This window comes from Parasutterella secunda (assembly GCF_024733725.1).
Taxonomy (GTDB): domain Bacteria; phylum Pseudomonadota; class Gammaproteobacteria; order Burkholderiales; family Burkholderiaceae_F; genus Aphodousia; species Aphodousia faecalis.
Window position 1 is genome coordinate 1 of record NZ_JANRHP010000006.1, and the last position, 19404, is coordinate 19404.

The window sequence follows — 19404 nt, forward strand, 5'->3', positions numbered from 1 at the left end:
TCGTTCACGGCGAGGAGGATGTCAAAGTGTAGGACATTTAGACCTCCGGAATTTGAGAAAGGAACCGAACAAGATGCTGTCCGTGTCGACATGAAAGGTTAAAAGCAATGTCTTTTTGAATGAATGGGTAGTAGTTCTAGATTGGCTGTCAGATGTCAGTTAACTGATTAAAGACATCTGTGTAGCATTCATGCAAAAACAAGTTGACAGAAAGAAAAACAGTCGTTCTAATGGACAAGGCGCTATATAAAACATAAGAACACATATATTCATCAATACTCTCTCTTTGAGGTGTCCGGTCATGTTTGAAAAGGTAGTACTGCCCGATGAAAAGAGCGGATTTTTCCCCTCGCGCTCTCCGCTTTTTGAACAAGTTAAAGCTTCCATCATTAAAAAAATCCAACAGGGTGTTTGGCACCATGATGACGTGTTGCCCAATGAGATTGAGCTCGCAAAGATTGCAATAAGGTGACGGACTTGGAAAAACAAAAAGGACGATCGTCCAATCAACGATCGCCCTTTGTTAACGAAGCCACAAAATTAGTTTTTGCCGTTCACTAATTTCGCAAAATTGACAAAGACATTGAAGGCGACAGGGAGGTTCTTTTCGTCTTGAATATCAAAGTCAGGACGGTGGTGGCCTTTGTGCTCACAGCCAAAGATGAAATACGCGGCCTGACCGCCGTGAGAGGCGACTTTACGGATAAGCCAAGAGCAGTCTTCAGAACCCGCCGCACCGTGGAAACGAGGCATAAGCTTCACTCCAGGCACCTTTTGGACGGCTTCTTCAATTTTTTCAATGCACTTCGGGCAAACGACCAGTGTCGAAGATTCACCGACGCGTTCAACCTTGGCGCTAACCTGATAAGCTTTTTCCACCCCTTCAATAATATGTTCAACATTGTCGGCCATGAAGTCATTGACTTCTTGGGTTTCACCGCGCACTTCCATTTCCATCGAAGCGTGTGCCGCGATAATGTTGCGGCCTTCACCGGCGACTAATTTGCCCACAGCGACGCGTGAGTCACCGTCTCCGTGGCGGGGAATGCCTTGAATCATCATCGTTGCGCAGGCGGCGGCGACTAAGGCGTTGTGACCCTTGTGCGGAGCATTGCCTGCGTGAGATTGAAGACCGGTAAAGGTGATATCGAATTTGGTAGAGGCAAGGAACCCACCGTCTTGAACCGTCACTTCACCGGAGTGGAAATTGCCGCCCACGTGACTGCCCACTAACCAATCCACATCATCGACAATGCCGGACTCGGACATGGGACGCGCACCGCGGACACCTTCTTCGGCCGGTTGGAAAAGAACCTTGAATTGACCGCAGAGTTCATCTTTGTGATCCCAGAGCCAATGAGCCACTGTCAGGCCAACAGCGCTGTGACCGTCGTGGCCGCAAGCGTGCATAATACCTGCGCGTTCGCTCGCAAATCCTAATTTGGCAGGCTCGTGGCTGCAATCGTCGGACTCACGGATGGGCAAAGCGTCCATGTCACAGCGAAAAGCCGTCACAGGACCGGGGCGACCCGTATCAATGATGGCGGCAGCCCCCGTATAGCCTTCAGTTTTTTCAAGAAACGCTTCTGGTACACCGTGCTTTTTGGCTCGTTCCATGGCGTCTTTGACTTCCGTTTCATTGCGGCCCATGACGAAAGCAGGATTAATCACTTTCGTGCCCAAAACGTAGGGGATACCCCATTGCTCCAAATGAGAACAGATGTGCCACATCGTCTCAAATTCCGTCCAGCCTAACTCGGGACGTTTATGTAGAGCGCGACGTGTTTGAATCATCTCTTCAATGTATTTTTCACTCATTTATTTCTCCTTTCCAAGTAGCATTAATTATGAAAGGAATAAAAAAATCGACAACCCGTGAAAACCGCCAAATAGTTAACTGAGTTAAAACGGCCGACCTTTAAAAGGGTCGGCCGTCAATAAAACCAGTCGTTACTTTAGGGCGTTTTTAATACTGTCTGCGGCGACTTTATTGAATCGGTATTGATTATCCGTGAAGGTTCGCTTGGCGTGAAGCACCCGACCGGGCAAAACTTGCGGATGCGGTTTTTTCACTTCAACAAACGCCAAATCCAAAGCACCGTTTTCGCTGGAATGGATGCCGATGTCACGGCGGTCAATGTGTTGAGGGAAGTTAAGGGTTAAAACCTTCGTGCCGTTGATGGTTTGAATTTTGTAGGATCCATTGGCCACCTTGGGACCATCGACTTCGCAGAACACCTTGCCTCGCTTGGCTTCATAAATTTCAATGTTGCCGGTATTGCCTTTGCGGTTTGTAAAGCGAATGGCGTAAGGTTGAGAGCCTGAGCGCTTTTCGTATCGCAGGCAATTGGGAATCTTGCCCGAGAAGGCTTTCACAAAACCTTCAACGGTTTTCTGACCGGTAAAAATGTTAACTTCAGGAACAATGACTTCTGTTCGCAGGCTGGTCAGCGTGGGCACATAGGCAACCGAGCCCGTCGGGAATTTAGTCCACGAAGATACGGAATCGGATAATTTCGTGGATTTTCCATTTTGAAGTTTCAAATAAGACGCAATGGACTTATCAGAGACGTCATAGGCTTTTAATTCAACGGATAGCCCGCTTGATTGTCCTTGACGGATAACATTGACTTTGTTGCCCGCGACAGGTCGCACGACGTTGGCAACGGATGGTCTTTGTAAAACACCGTTTCTCACCGTCCAATCTTTACTCATACTGTAAGAGAAGTAGCGGGGAGTGCCTTTTGAAAATTCGCTTACCAAACGGTATTGGGAGCCTGCCTTTTTCCCGAGTTTAAAGAAGCTGCTGTTTTGATCGTAGAAATGGTAAACCCCGGTTTGAAAGGCACTCAATGTGCTGATATGGGGCAGGGGTTGGGGTTGGCCGGGTAAATCTGTGGCACAAGACAAACCGGCGAGCGTGAGTCCGAAAACCGCGCAGGCACTCAACTTAACGATAGAGGGCATAAGAGATCAACCTGAAGAGAGTCATTGAAGAACGCTTTGATTATAGGCAATGACTTTCAGAAAGTTGTTTCAGAAACACGGGGAATTGTTACGAGAAAGGCGAATGGTAGGCCCGGTGGGGCTCGAACCCACGACCAACGGATTATGAGTCCGCTGCTCTAACCGACTGAGCTACAGGCCCTTCCTTTTTTGAGAAAGGAGAAGTGATTTTAAAGCAAAGTTCTCTTTTGTGCGAATGATAGGTGCTCCCCGGTTAAAGGAGCTCCTTTTTCCACCCAAAAGAGCTTTCCGTTCTCAAGGGGCAGTTCTCGTATATTTGCCGCGTTGCGCTGAGATAGTCTTCCATGGTCTTCGCTTTATAGATGGCTTTCACGGCGCGCTCAGCGTTGTCAAATAAATTGTGCTGAAAGAACCAATATTCCTTCATTCGCATCAGGGCATTTTTTACGTTGCCAAAGGCCACGCAATAGCTCTCTAAAAGAGCATCGTAGTAGGTCTGGATTTCTGACAACGTGGCGGCGGCTCCGCCTTTGGCTTTCCGAAAGAGAGCGGGATCGGCCATCAAAGCTCGCCCGACCATGATATGAGCAAGCGGGCGGTATTTTGTTTTCACTCTTTCAAGGTCAGAGACTGTAATGACATCGCCGTTGAAGCCAATCGGCATCTTGAAGGTGTGAAAATAGTGCTCGAAGACGTTTTCCCTAATCTCGCCCTTATAAAAATCGCTTCTCACTCTCGGATGGATAGTGAGAGACTTCATCTGCGGATAATGGTTATAAACATCCGCTAAAAGATCAAATTCTTGTTCATCTGCCCACCCGATTCGGGTTTTGACAGAAATCCGAATAGGTAAATCCGCAGAGAAAATTTTGTCCAGAAAGCGTTGCAACTCAAAAGGTTCCCGAAGAAACCCGGATCCCTTTCCTTTGGCGACAACGGTGCCGGCCGGGCAACCCAAATTGAGATTGACTTCATCGTAACCCAAATCGGCGAGAGCCTTGGCGGCCCAGAGAAAATCTTCCACTCGACGGGTAAGAAGCTGAGGGACTGCTTTAATACCGATGTTGACGTCGGGCGCAAGTTCTCGCATTTGACGCTCGGTAAATCGAGGCAAAGTGGTCGGCGTGACAAAGGGGAGAAAATAGGCGTCAGCGGCACCGAAAAAGTGAGCATGCACCCTTCTGAATGGAAAGCCAGTGAGGCCTTCCATCGGGGCGACGACCAACAAGGGATCAGTCATATCAGTTAAGTCCGGCTTTCTTTAATTTGCTTTCAAAGTCATTGAGTGAAGAACCCACCACTTTATGCAAAAGCAGTAAAGCAATCACGTTGGGGATCACCATGATACCGTTAAAGAAGTCCGAAAGTGTCCAAACTAAATTAACGTGCGTAACGGCGCCCAATACCAAGAAAGCGCAGACAATCAGACGATAGACAAAAATACCGCGGCCGTGAAAGAGGTAACGGACGTTTTGTTCACTGAAGAAATACCAGCCGATGATGGTTGAATAGGCAAAGAAGAAAAGACAGATGGCAACGAAGCCAACACCAGCCCCACCCAAGCCGACGGAATAGGCTTTTTGTGTGAGCTCAATACCGGTGGTGTCAAAATCCATGACCCCTGTCACGAGAATGACTAAAACCGTGAAGGTCACGATCAAAACCGTCGTGAAAACACCGAAAATGGCAACGAGCCCTTGTTCGGCCGGATGTTCTACCTTGGCAACAGCGTGAGCGTGAGGCGTTGTACCCATACCGGCTTCGTTAGAGAAAAGACCGCGGGCGACACCGAATTGCATGGCTTTGGCGACAGTCAACCCCAAAGCGCCGCCACCCACGGCTTCCGGATTAAAGGCTGCAGTGAAAACCAAATCAAAGGCGGGAATGATCTGATCGTAGTGACAAGCGAGCACGTAGCTGCCGCCAATCAAATACAGACCTGCCATGAAAGGAACGAGTTTTTCCGTGACACTGGCTAGACGCCCCATGCCGCCGAACATGACAACGCCGGACAAAATGGCTACACCGATGCCGGAAGCCAGAAGCGGGACATCAAAGGCATGGTTGAGCGCTTGAGAGACCGTATTGGATTGCACAAGACTGCCCATGCAGCCCATGGTAATGATGGCGACGGCAGAGAAAAAGACAGCCATCGGTTTAAATTTCGGGCCCAAGCCTAAAGACATGTAAAAGGCCGGACCGCCCACAACGCGGTCATTTTCGCCTGTCACACGATAGATTTGTGCCAATACGGCTTCGGCAAAAATTGTGGCCATGCCGAAAAATGCCGCGACCCATAGCCAGAATAATGCGCCGGGGCCGCCCGCAACGATGGCGGTGGCGGCGCCTGCCACGTTACCGGTACCCACTTGGGCGGCGACTGCGGTGGCTAAGGCTTGAAAAGAGCTCATGCCGGTTTGGTCGGCTCGTTTGCCAAAAAGTGTTGCGTTATTAAATAAAAAGCGAAGAGCGGTCGGAAAGAGGCGGATCTGCACGAAACGAAGTTTGAAGGTATAAAAAATACCGGTTCCGCATAAAAGCGGAATCAAAACAAACACACCCCAAAGGACACTGTTAATATCACCAAATAATTGATTGAGAAAATCCATCTCTACCTCACATTCTCTCTAATGTGCACGGAACAAAAGCAGGAACTTAAAAGCGCACGCGTTGAAATTATTGAGTGCGAAATCGACTTGGACGGTTGGGTTAAGGGATTGGGAAGTCTTGACGCACGAGTATAACTACAATGATTTGTCTGATTGTAACAAAGAAAAGCCGCCAGGCTCCTTTTGTTGTAAGCAAAAAGGAGTACGTGGCGGCAAAATCAAGGTTAACTCAGTTAATTGATTACAGATTTTTGGCGTACCGTCCGGCCAATCCGCTCATCCAAGGGAAAGCCTTTTCATGTTCTTCTTTAAATGCTCGAATGCTATCGATGTCTTTCATGGTGGCTTCGAGCATATCAAGTCCTTCTAAGAGCATGGTTTGATGGCGTTCAGCCAAATCAAAATGCCAGACCTTGGAGCCGTCTTCCGTACGGATTTCTTTGTCTTTGACGTTAATCGTCAGTTTGCACGGATGCTCGTCTGACAAATAATCAAAGAGTTCGGCTGATGTTTGAGGGGAAACCTTGGCAGCCAATAAGCCGTTATTAAAACAGTTGGAATAAAAAATTTCTCCGAAACCGGCCGCAATGACGGCTCGAATACCGTATTGCATCAGTCCCCAAACCGCGTGTTCTCGACTGGAGCCACAGCCGAAATTAGGGCCAGCAAGAATAATTTGCGTATTTTCAAATCCCGGTTTGTTTAAGACAAAATCAGGATTTGTCGTGCCGTCGGATAAATGACGGTGGTTATAAAGAAGGCCTTTGGCTAAACCGGACTTATCGATGCCTCGCAAAAATTGTTTCGGCATCAACTGATCGGTGTCCATGTTATCGACATTGATCGGGGCGGCGACGGCTGTCAACGTAATGAGTTTTTCCATGATGCTTTACTCCAATTCTGATTTCGGGCAAAGATAACCCATGACGGCACTGGCGGCAGCCGTCTCGGGGCTAACCAAATGTGTGTGGCTGCCTCGTCCTTGACGCCCTTCAAAGTTGCGGTTGGTGGTGGAGGCGCAGCGCACGCCGGCCTCAAGAATGTCGTCATTCATAGCCAGACATAACGAGCAGCCGCTCTTGCGCCATTCAAAACCAGCGTCTTTGAAAATTTTGTCAAGTCCCAATTCTTCTGCTTGGCGACGAATGAGCATGGAGCCAGGAACGACTTGTGCGCGAACGCCGGGGGCCACATGACGGCCTTTGAGCACCCGGGCAGCGGCTTCTAAGTCGCATAAGCGAGAATTGGTACACGAGCCAATGAAGACATGCTGAATCGGTGTCTTTCGGATGAAGTCACCGGCTTTGAGATCCTGATAGTGAAGAGCGCGTTGGGCAGCCTCCTTGGCAACCGGATCGCAAAACGAATCCGGAGAGGGGATTTTTTCATCAAAGCCAATCGCTTGGTCGGGGCTCGTACCCCAGGTAACCATGGGTTTAACGGCACTGGCGTCAAGGGAAACTTCTTTATCAAAATGCGCTTGAGGATCAGAATAAAGCTCTTTTACGTAAGCCCTCATGGCTTCTTGATCGCTTGTCGAAAGATTTTTTGCGTGATCAAAGACCCATTGAAGCGACTTTTCATCCGGAGCAACAATTGCCCCTCGGGCTCCGGCTTCAACGGTGAGATTGCAAAGAACCATACGTTCTTCAACAGAAAGCGTCTGAACGGCTTCGCCCGTGTACTCAACCACTAAACCTAACGCGCCTCGGGCCGAAATTTTTCTGAGCACAGCCAAAACCAGGTCTTTGGCGCTCGCCTCCGCGGTCAATTTTCCGTTGATGGTGATTCTCATGGTGCCGGCCATACGGTAGACAAGCGTTTGGGTGGCAAGGATGTGTTCGATTTCAGACGTTCCGATTCCAAAACCCAGGGCACCGATCGCACCATGCGTTGTGGTGTGGCTGTCTCCGCAAATCACGACCATGCCGGGGCGAACCAGCCCTTGCTCTTCCATGACCACGTGTTCAATACCCTGAAGGGGATTATTGGGACCATAAAAAGCCGCGATGCCAAAGCGCTTGCAGTTGCTTTCTAATGTCTGAGCCTGAATAAGGGATGCTTCATCGTAAATTCGACGGGGCGTCTCGTCATGAGTCGGAATAATGTGGTCAACGACGCAAAGATGGGAGTCGGGGCTAAGCACATCAATCTTTCGTTCAATGAGTCCCGCGAAAGCTTGAGGGGAGGTGTATTCGTTGGCAAAGTGAATGTCGCAATACAAAAGCACAGTGTTGGAATCAATGACTTTAACAGTATGCGAGTCAACGATTTTTTGATAAAGCGTTTTTGCCATAGAGTCTCCTAGAAACAAGGCTACATTCATGTCGCAAGAATTTTAATAAAAAAATATTAACCAACAATAAATATTTATTGAAATTTTGATTTAATACGAAAGTTTTTGGAATTAGTAATGTACAAAAATCGACCTCGGTGGCTCTCTGCGCTTCCTGTACGGCTTTGGTCAGTTGTTGTAGTCTGATCACAGAGTGGATAGGCACGAAATAATTTCGTTTGCTTCAGAGTTAAAGCAATGCCACAGTCAGCTGTTGAGTCAGCAAGCTGTGGCTTTTTGCTACAGGATCGCCATAAAGTCACGGCGGTGCTCTTTGAGCAACATGAGAAACTTCAAAGCCGCCGGAGACAAGTTGGAGTCTGTTCGATAAATCAGGTAGTAGCCCGTGTTTACGTGGAAATTTTCCACGTCTATGTTTACGAGCAGACCGTTTTTAACATCTTTAATGGTTGCCAATTCCGGTAGCGTCACTACGCCCAAACCACTGATCGCCATATTTTTCGCTAACTGCATTGAGTCAACGGTAAAGCCTCCTTTGTAAGCGGACAGTCCCTGTTCATCAAGCCATTCGTCTAATTTATTCTGAGAACGAGCTCCTTTTTCACGGGTGACAATAGAGGCTTCGGAAAACTCTTGGGCGGTTAACGCCCGTCCGAGTTTGGCCCAGCAAGAGCGGGGACTGGCGACCGCCCGGTAGGGTTCATTGAGAAGCTGATATTGAATAATGTCTTTTTTACCCATGATGCGAGCCGACAACCCTAAATCCACGTCGTGCTCCATGACCCATTTGGCGACTTTTTCCGAATTACCGATTCGGACATTGAAAGTCACGTTCGGATATTGATCGTGAAAGATTTCAAGCATGTCGGGTAGGTAGTAGGTGCCGATTAATGAAGAGGCGCCGATGGAAATATGGCCGCTTTCCAAATTGTTGAAGTCTTCAAACGCTACTTCAATATCATCGAAGAGGTGAAAAAGTTTTCGGGTATAGCTAAAGAGAATTTCCCCTTGAGGCGTCAATTCAATCTGTTTTTTACTTCTGTCGAAAAGACTCACCCGCAGAGAGTGTTCAAGTCGCTGAATTTGCTGACTCACCGCGGGCTGTGTCAAATAGAGTTTTTGAGCCGCTTTGGTAAAACTTTTCAGTTGTGCAACGTGGTGAAAAGTCTTTAGGGGATCGAGGTCCATCATGGCAATTTTAATCCATAAGTTTTTTTGAAAATTTTACTCCATAAAAACCCTAGTTCTTATTTTTTACAAAACGCAAATTCAAAAAATATAAATAAAAACAATGAAGTACAAATCATAAAAATAACTTATGCGTTTGATTTGAATTATTCATTTTTCTTTTGAAGACCATGGGTTAAAAATGAAAACAAAAAGGTGTGACATTGTTTTTAGGAGAATAATCATGTCAAAGGAAATCGAAAGAAAATTTTTAGTGGTCGGTGATAAGTGGCGCGAACTCGCCGCCGGCACACAGTATCGCCAAGGCTATTTAAATAGCATCAAAGAACGTACGGTTCGTATCAGAACGATTGCCGATAAGGCGTTCTTGACGGTGAAGGGACCCACGGTGGGTGTGACCCGTATGGAATTTGAATATGAAATTCCGTATGACGACTGCGTGCAAATGTTGGATCACTTGGCCGAACAACCCATCATTGAAAAGAATCGCTACAAGATTCCGATGGGCGGACATGTTTGGGAAATTGATGAGTTCTTGGGTGTCAACAAGGGTTTGATCGTCGCTGAAATCGAATTGGGCAGCGAAGACGAAGCTTTTGAAAAACCGGATTGGATCGGTGAAGAAGTTTCCGGCGATCCTCGCTACTTCAACAGCAACTTGGTTGCTCATCCGTATTCAACGTGGGAAAAATAAAGGAGACGATCATGACCGATACCTATGCTAAGAACACTGCTATTTCCGCCAAAGACGCTGAAAAATTGACACCTCGCGCAGAATTTCGCGTGTTTGGTCAAGGCATCATTGAGCCTTTGAAGGCCAAAATGTGGGATGCGAAGGCGACGCTTTACAAAGTGCGTGTGATGCCGAAAGAAACCTACATTCTTTCCAAGAAGACCGATGAAGCCAATGTGAAGGTTCGTGACGGTCTTTTGGACATTAAAACCAAGGTTGGTGAAACTGATCAAGGTTATGAAATTTTCCAACCGCGCGGCAAATTCCAATTCCCGGTGAAAAAGGAAGAACTTGCCACGATTCTGTCTCACCTGATGGTCGAAATTGAATTGACCCAAGACGAATACACGTTTGATGAATTCTGCGCCATGGTCACGGCTCATCCGGATCTGACGCTGGTTGGCGTGGAAAAGAAGCGCTATGGCTTCTCAGTCAATGGCATCATCTGTGAATTCGCCTATGTTTGGATGAACGGCGCGCAAGTGGAAACGGCTTGCTGCGAAAGTGAAGACTACGCCGGTATGCAAAGTGCTGTGGAAGCCTTGGGCTTGGCCGGTATGCCTAACGTGAATTATCTGAAGGCAGCTAAGAAGGTAGTCGGCTTTTGATAGCTTGTTTTACCAATTTAAAGAGAACTGTTTATGACAACGTCTGCTGTTAAAACACCTGTCACGGATTATGATCCGCTAGACATGAATAATTACTCGCTCAATAAGCTGCCGAAGCGACCGCTTAGCAAAGTGGGTAAATTCTGTCAGACATGGGGGTTGCTGATTGCGGCGGTGATGTTCGTACTGTTTTCGTACGTCATCCAATTTCCGATTCTGGACGCCAAGCAGCAAATCATGTTCGGTCTGTTTGCCACGGCCCTCTTTTTGTGGATCAGTGAAGCTGTACCGAACTACGTTACCTCCATGCTTTTGATCTGCGGTTTGGTTTTAACCGGTTTGCTTAAAGCCAAACCCGCCATGGCCACATTAGGTGACCCCACCATTTGGTTGAACGTATCCGCCTTTATTATGGCCAGCGCTATGGTGAAAACGGATCTTGTCAAACGTGTGGCCCTGTACATGATTCTGCGTTTCGGTAAAAACGCGGGCATGATCTTCATGACGTTCCTGGCGATTAACATCATTTTGGCAGCGTTCGTGAATGCAACGGCTGCTAAGGCCGCCCTTATGATGCCGCTCTTTATGGTGGTGAGCGCCGTCTACGGTGCCCCGGGTACCGACACGACCAACAACTTTGCCCGTAACTTGGTGTTGCACAACTTGCTCATGATTAACGCAAGCTGCAATACGTTCATGACGGGATCGGGCGCCAACCTTTTGGGTGTCGCGCTCTTGGCCGGCGCCGGTGTCAGCGTGTACTACTTTGACTGGTTTGTCGCAGGTCTCCCCCTTGTTTTGGCTTTTGGTATTTTGTCCTACGCGATTGGCGTTCGCTTTGTGTTCCCGTTGACAAAGAAAGACCGTGAACCGAAGTTGGAGGGCGGTCGTGAAGCTTTGCAAAAAGCCTATGACGATTTGGGGCCTGTGAAGAAAAACGAAGTCAAGGCAGCCTTGATTTTCGGTTTGATCTTGCTTGTGTGGGCTACCGATAAACTTCACGGTTTGAATTCCACCGTTGTTGCCATGTTGGGTGCGGTCATTATGCTTTTGCCACAGACCAAACTTTTGAACTGGAACGATGTGGATATTCCCTGGCATCTGATGATCTTCTCGGCGGGCGCGTACTCTTTGGGCGCAGGTCTGACGGCAACCAAGTTGATGGACGTTTTGACCATTCAATTGATGGAAGTTCTCGGCATGGAAACGATGTCTTACTTCACGCTCTACGCTGTGTTGACAGCCATCTTTATCGCGAGCCACTTCATCTTCCAAAGTAAGAATATGCGTACGATCATTTACATGCCGATTGTGATCGGTATCGCGCAAACTTTGAAGATCGATATCCTGGCTCTGGCTATGCCGGTCGCATTGTGCATCAACTGCTGCTGGTCGTTGCCCTTTAACGCTAAACCGAATGCAATGCTCTACGGTACGAATAAGTACACGATGGGTGAATCCTTCAAGTATGGCTTCATCATGAGCGTTTTGTATTGGGTCTTGTTGTTGATTGCCGGTGCAACGTACATGCACTGGATGGGTATTTGCCCGAGCTTCTTCTAACCGCGTGTTAAATTCGGATCGGCTCATCCGGGCCGATCCGTCTTCTGTTGAGATTGAGCTGATGATCGAGGAAAAACTAAAAGTTCAGGGACAACAGCTTGAGATTCAGCAGCATCTGTCATTTGAAACCGGTGCCAAACAGATTCGCTACCGGATTGAAACGTACATTTTCTCTCCCGTTTCTCTTCAAATTAATGGCGAAAACTACAAGGCAACCGATTGCCTGCGTTTTTTCAAAAATTTCATTCGACTCAGACCGCCTTCCATTGACTTAGAACATTTTGCCAATGGCTCAGTCGTCTCCGAGCATCTCTCAGAAGCTTTGACAGAACTGGAGAAGCTTCCGACAGAGCTTGCCCTAGAGCGCTTTTTGCAAGTCAATAAGCTCTTTGCGTTAACGTATAAAAGAAGCCTGAGGCTTAAAACACACAATCTTTATGATGAATTGGACCTTCAGGATTCTGAAGCCCGACACTATGTGGAGTTGATTCAAAAAGCGTTGGACGTTTATCGTTTGCAGGCTAAGCGGCTGCGTGAGATCGGTAAAACAATCGGCTCCGAATGTGATGTATTTTGTGACGAATTTATGAGTGTGATCACTTTGTATTACCTGCAAAAGATGATTGTCCGTATACAAAGAGAGTCGTCAAAAAATATTTTGCTTTCCCTTTGGGAGTCGGAAAATCGCTATCGCAAAGAACACCATAAGGAGAGTTTTTCCGAGCAAAGTAGCCAAGAGCAGCAACTTTATCGTTGGCGTCTTTTAACCAAATACGTGAGCAGCTGCCTCTTTCTCAATATCAAACCGCACGTGGGGCCCACTTTTTTAGTGCACTCTCTGTATGGGTTTGCCGCGGCGGTTTCAATGATCTTTGCCACCGTTATTGCCTTTGCTTGGCAGGGACAGTACGGAGCGTTAAGCGCTAATCTTTTTATTGCGCTGGTCATAGGCTACATCTTTAAAGATCGAATCAAAGATTTATTGAAAGAACAACTGTCAAAATGCTTTAAAAAGTGGATTCCCGACAGGCGTTTGGAAATTTTGCGTGATGAACGTTATCACGTCGGTGATTGCAAGGAGTCGTTTGAATTTTTTGATGTCAGACGTTTGCCGGAACCCGTGCGTCGGCTGCGCCAAAGGGCGCAAAGCGTCAAAGGGATATACGACTGGCGATTTGAAAGCATATTGCTTTATAAAAAAGAGCTGACCGTTAAAACGGATCCGGCCCTTTTTCGAGATACTCGTTATGGTCTGATGGATACCACCTGGTTTAACCTGATGCCGTTTTTAAATTTCATAGATACCGATGAAGCGGATTTACCGGTTGCCGATGATTCATCAATGCATATTTCTCAGGCGGACAAAATTTATCACCTTTATTTTGTCCGCAGGCTTTTCACGCTGACCGCAGATAAGCGCGAGAGCGTTAAGGATGAAATTATCCGTGTTGTCTTGACCAACAAGGGGGTCAAATCCATGCAGACGTTGGATATTTAGCGGCTCTCTAGTGGTCTCGTTTTTTCTTTGAGCCACTGTCGCTCTTCTTTATTTAAGAGCGGACTGATTCTTCTGTAGACCTCTTGGTGGTAGTTGTCAATCCAATCGCGTTCACTTTCGCTTAACTCTTCTATGACAATGGCCTGCCGTTCAAAAGGTAAGAAAGTGACGGTTTCAAATCGCATGAATTGACCGAATTCATTTTTTATATCCTTTTGAACCAATACCGCATTTTCAAGTCGAATGCCGTGTCTGCCCGGTTTGTAGATGCCGGGTTCATTGGAAAAGAGCATGCCTTCTTCAAGCGGCGTATTAAGCGCCCATGGGAAGGCGGGGGCGAAATCAGTAATGATTTTTCCGGGGCCTTCGTGGATATTAAGTAGGTAGCCGATTCCGTGACCTGTCCCATGATTAAAGCTTGTGAATTCGTTCCATTGAACAGACTTCACGATTGCATCAAGCAAGTTACCTGTTGTGCCATAAGGGAACTTTTGGGTCGCTAACTTAATGTGACACTTAAGTGTCAGCGTGTAGTCATGCTTCATTTCTTCGGTTAAAGGCCCTACTTTAACTGTGCGAGTTAAATCAGTGCTTCCGCATTTGTAATGTGCACAAACGTCAAAAAGTAGGAATCCTTGCGGTTTGATTGATGCGCTCATTGTTGCTGTCGGTCGATAGTGAGGCAGTGCGGCATTTTCCGCATAACCTACAATCGGGCGATTAGCCGGTTGTATATAAAGTAAATCGAGTTTTCGGAACTCTTCCAGCTTTTGTCCTACTTGGTATTCATTCAATACGCCCGAATCAGCGTTAGCTTCAATCCATCTCATAAGTCGTATAACGGCCGCGGCTTCGTGTCGGTTGGCCTCTCGGATATTGTTTTGTTCACCAGGTGACTTCTTGGCCTTGATGGCGGTGACAAGATCGGGACCATCGTGAGTGAAGCAACTTTGCGGGACAGTTTCGTATAGTTTGAACGGCGTTTTATAAGGATCCGTGTAAACCACGGCGTTTGCGGGAATTTGAGAAACTAGGGCGTTAATGTCCTGATAGTTGTGCAGCAACCAACCATCGTCAGAAAGATGAGCACGGATAGATTCCGAAAGTTTTTCCAGATTTGTACAAAGGTGCGCTTCTTTTTGGCTCACCAAGGCGTATGCATGGAAAAACGGATAAAGCGGATTGTCATGACCGCGCAGATTGGTGAGCCATGCTATATCGTCCAAACCGCATAGAAGCGTGACAGTGTTTGGGCCGTATGCGAGAAGTTTTTCTCGAAGTTTGGCTAATTTTTCAATTCGTGTTTCAACGGCGTACTGCGCTTCAAGCTCCCAGATGGGATCGGTTGGAATGTTGGGGCGATCATCCCAGATCTCTGCAACAAAATTTCTGTCAGATGAAATAACTAAATTTTCAACCGAGAGTTTTTCTTTGAAGTCTTGAAATTGAGCTTCGCTTAGCACTTCGCCGTCGATAGCGACAGTATCGTCCTTTTGCAGTCGATCACTTAACCATTCGTACCACAGCGGTGCTTGAGGCGTTGCGATGGTGTTGATATGGAAAGTGTTTTCCGGTATTTCGCGTTGAGCCTGTGTGGTGTAGCGACCATCTGTCCAGAATTCAGCTTCTTTCTCAGTGAGAATCGCATAGCCCATACTGCCCGTGAAACCGGTTAACCACTGAACGGTTTTCCAGTGATCGGCAACCGATTCCGATTGGTGAGGATCAGCAGAACTCACATAAAGCGCTTTGACATTGGCTTTTTGCATCAATTTTCTCAAAGACAGGATTTTTTGAGCAGTATCCATATCAGACCTCATCTCATGCGATTTCATTTAGCCAGTCTACTCGGCATGTGAAATGATACCTAGGCAACTTGCTGTATTTGATTGCAAAAAAAATCTCAGGGCTAATTCTTCAGAGCCTAAACTGACTGCAGGACAAAAAAGTCCGTTTGGAGTGACTGATATGCAAAAATTTCTTTCTTGCGCGGTGGCTTTTGCCCTTTTCTCCGGTGTTGCCAGCGCTTCCTCAAATTTAGTGGTTTCAACGGAAGGTGGCCAGTTGGAAGGTTTTACGAAGACCGTTCCCGGCACTCGATCCCAAGTTGAAACCTTTTTAGCTGTGCCGTTTGCGGCAGCTCCGGTTGGAGAGAACCGTTGGAAGAGCGCACAACCGGTTGTTCCATGGAAAGGCGTTAAGAAAGCTAATACGGCTCCTCAGGCATGCCGTCAGGGGGATGTTGGCAGTGAAGATTGCCTTTATGTCAATATTTATCGTCCGGCCGGAACAAAAAAGGATGCCAAGTTAGCCGTTGGTGTTTACGCTCACGGTGGCGGTAATACAGGCGGCAATGCAACAGAGCATGATGGCGCGCGTTTAGCCACCGAGAACAACATCATTGTTGTGACACTTCAGTATCGTCTCGGAGCCTTCGGTTTTCTGACATTACCCGGCATGGATGAATCAGCCGGCAATTTTGGTGTAACGGACACTGAGGCGGCTCTTGCTTGGGTGCGTCGTAACATAGCCAACTTCGGTGGCGATGCCGACAATGTTGTCCTGATGACTGAGTCCGCGGGTTCGACCAATGCCTGTCGTATTTTGGTTGATCCAAAGGCGAAAGGATTGGTTGACGGTGTGATTTTGCAAAGTGAAGACTGTATTCATGACGTTGATACGGTTAAGCAGGCTCAAGCCCGTTCAGAGCAGTTCCTTAAGTTGACGAAATGCGACGAAGCCAAGGACGCTTTAAGTTGTGTACGCAAACTCACGACCGAGCAGGTAGCCGCGGCCAGTAAGTCGGTTGGTCTTTGGAATCCGGTTTCCGATGTTCCGGCCGTTGAGGCTATTCGTCAAGGAAAGTGGATCAAGGTTCCGGTTTTATCCGGTTCCAACAAGGAAGAAGGACGTTCAGCCGGTACGGCTTACACCGATTGGAATGCTAAGGACTACGAAGCTTGGGTTAAGCGCTTGGTCGGGAAAAATGCGCCCGAAGCACTAAAACTTTATCCTGCTGATAAATATCAAGATAAGTATGCTATTTCGTATGTGATCGGTGATTTCATTACCGATAGCGGCATGCGCGGTTTGGGTGGATGCACGAACTTAACATTGGCTCAAGAATTAAGCAAGGATAAGTCCGTGGCAACCTATATCTACACATTTGAAGATTCAACGGTGCCGACTAGCAGAAAGTTCGCTGATTATGATGACGCGGCTAGCCACGCTTCGGAATTGACGTATTTCTTCCCCGATGCCGGTCAATACCAAGCTCGTTCAGTCAAGATGACTGAAGCTCAAAAGGTACTGGCTAAAGAGATGAGGCAATATTGGGGTAACTTCATTAAGACTCAAAATCCGAACGGAAAATCGCTACCTCAATGGAAACGATTCTCCGATGATGGCGGCTCAATGATGGCTTTGCGTCTTAATGGTCAATCTCAGAGCGTTCCAGCGAGTTATTTCTCTGACTTGCATCAGTGTAAGTTCTGGCACTCCATTCCGATTGTTTTAGATCGAGGCGATCGTTAGTTTTTAGTTTTTTGGGGGCGCTTTTGGGATGGACTTTCTATCCTGAAAGCGCTTTTTTGCAATTGCCAGATTATTCTGAGACGATATGGCTACAAATGCTCGCAGGAGAAACTGATGATGCCGACCATTGATGTGCTTAAAGAACAAATTAATTGTGTTTTGGGGCGAAAGCCTTGCGAATTACGATTGATAAACGCTCGTCTTGTCGACGTTTTAAGCGGAAAGATTCTGGACGGTGCGGAGATTTCCATTAACGATGGAAAGATTATTGACGCGGGTCTTTCTTGTCGAGCTATTGCGGAAAAAACGATTGATCTTAAAGGGGCATTTGTTGCACCGGGTTTTCGTTGAGGTTCTACTGAAGGCATCAATAAAAAGTTGATGCCTCCATGAACTCAAACGATTAAAGCAAAGCCGTGATAACCACAATCCAGCAGGGGATGGTCAGAATAGCCGCAAGCGTATGAGCGGTTGTAATTCCTGCGACCAGCGGAGCATTGCCTCTCATGCTCGCAGTCATGACGTAGCAAGACTGTGCCGTCGGCAACATGGCAAAGATCATCAACGCGCCCGATGCTGCCGGGGCCAAATCAAACACTAAGCAAAAGAGCAGCGCGACGGCCGGTGTGGCCACCAAGCGTTCCACGGTATTCGCTGCGATCAGTTTCCATTCGGACTTCATTCCGCTTAACCTTAAACCGGCGCCGATGCACAATAGCCCCATGGCAAGCGAGGCGTTTCCTAATGACTTGAAAAAGGTCATGGCGACGGCCGGTACGGGGATTGAACCTAAATTAACGATTAAGCCCAAAGTGGTCGCGATAATCAAAGGATTAGTGACAATGGCCTTGATGGTTTTAGCCAACACATTGCTTTTACCGGTCGTTTGTTCGCGTTGGGCAACGGCACTGGCTAGAGCCGCCACGGCAATGGAATTGCTGATCGGAACCCAAAATGCGATCAGAAGTGACATTAACGCCAAGCCTTCTTGACCAAATAAGCGGGACACCAATGCAAAGCCAACGTAAGTATTGAATCGAAAACCGCAGTGAAAAGCAGAAGCATGCGTAACCGGGTCCGCTTTTACAAAATAGCGAATCAAGTAAGACATTACGACAGCACACATCATGGCGCTGATGGCAACGACGAGGTAAAGACCCGCTTCACCTAGTGTGAGATTGGAGGTCGCAACGGATGTAAAAAGCAGTGGCGGGAATAAAACATAAAAGACAATTTTTTCAGCTCCCTTCCAAAACGTTTCATTGAACACACCGTCATGGAAGAACTTCATCAAAAGAAAGCCAACCAAGATCACTAAGAAATCAGGAAGGATGAGTAAAACGCTAAGCATGATGTTTTGATCTGAAAATTCTTAATATCAGTTCAGTATAAGATTTCGAATAAAATAAGAAAAGCGAATATTTCTTCTATTAATTATTCTATTTTCTCATAATGTTATGACGATCACGAAATTTCGGGCTTTTCTTGCAACGGTTGAGTGCGGCAGTTTCACTGAAGCGGCTAAGCGTCTCTACTACACGCAATCTGCGGTCAGCCGTATGGTATCTGACCTTGAGAGCCAGTGGGGTGTTGCGCTATTGAATCGTAAAAAAACAGGATTGACTTTGACACCGGCCGGGGCTGCACTTTTGCCTTACATTCGGCAAATTTGCAGTGACGAAATGCGTCTAAATGGTGTCTTGCAAGACATGACCGGATTAAAACAAGGCGTCGTGCGCTTAGGAACCGTGACGGCTGTTGCCAACGAGTGGCTTCCTATTGTGTTGAAAAAATTAATGCAAGAAGCTCCGGGAATTGAGTACGAAGTGTTGATTGGCAATGGAGATGTTATCGATGATTGGCTCAAAGAAGACCGCATAGATGTCGGTCTGTTTACTCCGAAACGCGATGGAAATTTGAATGCTGAACTTTTGCATTTAGACGAATTTCGCGTGATTTTCCCGAAAGAGCATCCATTGTCTAAATACAAAAAGATCCCACTGAGGGTATTACAAGACTATCCCTATATCCTTCACGGTGCTAGTTGGTGCAAGGAATTAGAGAATGGATTGAAACACGGAAGACAAAGAATCCCGGTTCGCTATACAACCGTTGGAGCAACTTCCATCGTTAATCTTGTCAAGGCAGGCATTGGTGTGAGCATTTTGCCGGAACTGCTTTTGGAAAATGACAAAGCCAAAGTGGAAAGCCGTCCGCTTGATCCTCCGTTATATCGAAAACTTTTTGTAGTGACTCACGGAACGCCGACCATGCCTGCTGTTAAGGTATTTCTTGAGAGACTGCCGGCATTGCTTAAGAAAAGAGCAAAAAAGAGTTAAAAAATCCGAAAACTCTTTGTTGTCTAGGGCCGTTTCCTGAAATGGGGAAACGGCTTTTGTTCATCAAAA

General features: G+C 47.1%; 17 protein-coding genes and 1 tRNA gene. 8 read left to right on the forward strand and 10 right to left on the reverse strand.

Features of this window, described 5'->3' with window-relative positions; all coding sequences use genetic code 11:
* Positions 1–301 precede the first annotated feature (301 nt).
* A complete protein-coding gene (locus NW199_RS06660; RefSeq protein WP_258334036.1) occupies positions 302–472 on the forward strand; it encodes a hypothetical protein in 171 nt (56 codons plus the stop codon).
* A gap of 68 nt (positions 473–540) precedes the next feature.
* Here the strand turns inward: NW199_RS06660 and NW199_RS06665 are convergent, their stop codons facing one another.
* The 8 genes from NW199_RS06665 to NW199_RS06700 all read right to left on the reverse strand — a co-directional run bounded on the left by NW199_RS06665 (position 541) and on the right by NW199_RS06700 (position 9063).
* On the reverse strand, positions 541–1818 hold the full coding sequence (locus tag NW199_RS06665; RefSeq protein ID WP_258334037.1) for an amidohydrolase: 1278 nt from the start codon (positions 1816–1818) through the stop codon (positions 541–543).
* A 132-nt stretch (positions 1819–1950) separates the two neighbouring features.
* The gene (locus tag NW199_RS06670; RefSeq protein ID WP_258334038.1) at positions 1951–2967 is read right to left on the reverse strand and encodes a hypothetical protein; all 1017 of its coding nucleotides are present in this window, start codon (positions 2965–2967) and stop codon (positions 1951–1953) included.
* 104 nt (positions 2968–3071) lie between these two features.
* Positions 3072–3148 (reverse strand) — tRNA-Ile (locus NW199_RS06675).
* A gap of 72 nt (positions 3149–3220) precedes the next feature.
* Positions 3221–4207, reverse strand: coding sequence for a tRNA dihydrouridine synthase (locus tag NW199_RS06680; RefSeq protein ID WP_258334039.1), 987 nt, complete (start codon positions 4205–4207; stop codon positions 3221–3223).
* 1 nt (position 4208) lies between these two features.
* Positions 4209–5576, reverse strand: coding sequence for an alanine/glycine:cation symporter family protein (locus NW199_RS06685; RefSeq protein WP_258334040.1), 1368 nt, complete (start codon positions 5574–5576; stop codon positions 4209–4211).
* Between the two features lie 241 nt (positions 5577–5817).
* On the reverse strand, positions 5818–6459 hold the full coding sequence (leuD, locus tag NW199_RS06690; RefSeq protein ID WP_258334041.1) for a 3-isopropylmalate dehydratase small subunit: 642 nt from the start codon (positions 6457–6459) through the stop codon (positions 5818–5820).
* Between the two features lie 6 nt (positions 6460–6465).
* A complete protein-coding gene (gene leuC, locus NW199_RS06695) occupies positions 6466–7872 on the reverse strand; it encodes a 3-isopropylmalate dehydratase large subunit (RefSeq protein ID WP_258334042.1) in 1407 nt (468 codons plus the stop codon).
* Positions 7873–8151: 279 nt separating this feature from the next.
* On the reverse strand, positions 8152–9063 hold the full coding sequence (locus tag NW199_RS06700; RefSeq protein WP_258334043.1) for a LysR family transcriptional regulator: 912 nt from the start codon (positions 9061–9063) through the stop codon (positions 8152–8154).
* A gap of 220 nt (positions 9064–9283) precedes the next feature.
* Between NW199_RS06700 and NW199_RS06705 the strand changes: the two genes are divergently transcribed.
* From NW199_RS06705 to NW199_RS06720, 4 genes are read left to right on the forward strand one after another with little or no spacing between them, the layout of a single operon-like run.
* Positions 9284–9754 carry a CYTH domain-containing protein gene (locus tag NW199_RS06705; protein WP_258334044.1) on the forward strand — a complete coding sequence of 157 codons (471 nt, stop codon included), beginning with the start codon at positions 9284–9286 and terminating at the stop codon, positions 9752–9754.
* An 11-nt stretch (positions 9755–9765) separates the two neighbouring features.
* Positions 9766–10401 carry a hypothetical protein gene (locus NW199_RS06710; RefSeq protein WP_258334045.1) on the forward strand — a complete coding sequence of 212 codons (636 nt, stop codon included), beginning with the start codon at positions 9766–9768 and terminating at the stop codon, positions 10399–10401.
* Between the two features lie 33 nt (positions 10402–10434).
* Positions 10435–11964 (forward strand): SLC13 family permease, encoded by a 1530-nt coding sequence (locus NW199_RS06715; protein ID WP_258334046.1) that lies wholly within the window; start codon positions 10435–10437, stop codon positions 11962–11964.
* Complete coding sequence (locus tag NW199_RS06720) at positions 11918–13462, forward strand: hypothetical protein (RefSeq protein WP_258334047.1); 1545 nt, start codon at positions 11918–11920, stop codon at positions 13460–13462. Before NW199_RS06715 ends, NW199_RS06720 begins: the two co-directional genes overlap by 47 nt.
* On the opposite strand, the gene NW199_RS06725 is transcribed toward NW199_RS06720, so the two are convergent.
* Positions 13459–15270, reverse strand: coding sequence for a M24 family metallopeptidase (locus tag NW199_RS06725; RefSeq protein WP_258334048.1), 1812 nt, complete (start codon positions 15268–15270; stop codon positions 13459–13461). The two genes, NW199_RS06720 and NW199_RS06725, sit on opposite strands and share 4 nt — an antisense overlap.
* A gap of 160 nt (positions 15271–15430) precedes the next feature.
* Here NW199_RS06725 and NW199_RS06730 point away from each other — a divergent pair, with 160 nt between their 5' ends.
* Entirely contained in the window at positions 15431–16996 is a 1566-nt protein-coding gene (locus NW199_RS06730; RefSeq protein WP_258334049.1) for a carboxylesterase/lipase family protein, read from the forward strand.
* Between the two features lie 114 nt (positions 16997–17110).
* The gene (locus NW199_RS06735; RefSeq protein WP_258334050.1) at positions 17111–17347 is read left to right on the forward strand and encodes a hypothetical protein; all 237 of its coding nucleotides are present in this window, start codon (positions 17111–17113) and stop codon (positions 17345–17347) included.
* Positions 17348–17399: 52 nt separating this feature from the next.
* Here the strand turns inward: NW199_RS06735 and NW199_RS06740 are convergent, their stop codons facing one another.
* Positions 17400–18347, reverse strand: coding sequence for an AEC family transporter (locus NW199_RS06740; protein ID WP_249092129.1), 948 nt, complete (start codon positions 18345–18347; stop codon positions 17400–17402).
* Between the two features lie 106 nt (positions 18348–18453).
* Here NW199_RS06740 and NW199_RS06745 point away from each other — a divergent pair, with 106 nt between their 5' ends.
* Positions 18454–19335, forward strand: coding sequence for a LysR family transcriptional regulator (locus NW199_RS06745; protein WP_258334051.1), 882 nt, complete (start codon positions 18454–18456; stop codon positions 19333–19335).
* The last annotated feature ends 69 nt before the right edge of the window (positions 19336–19404 follow it).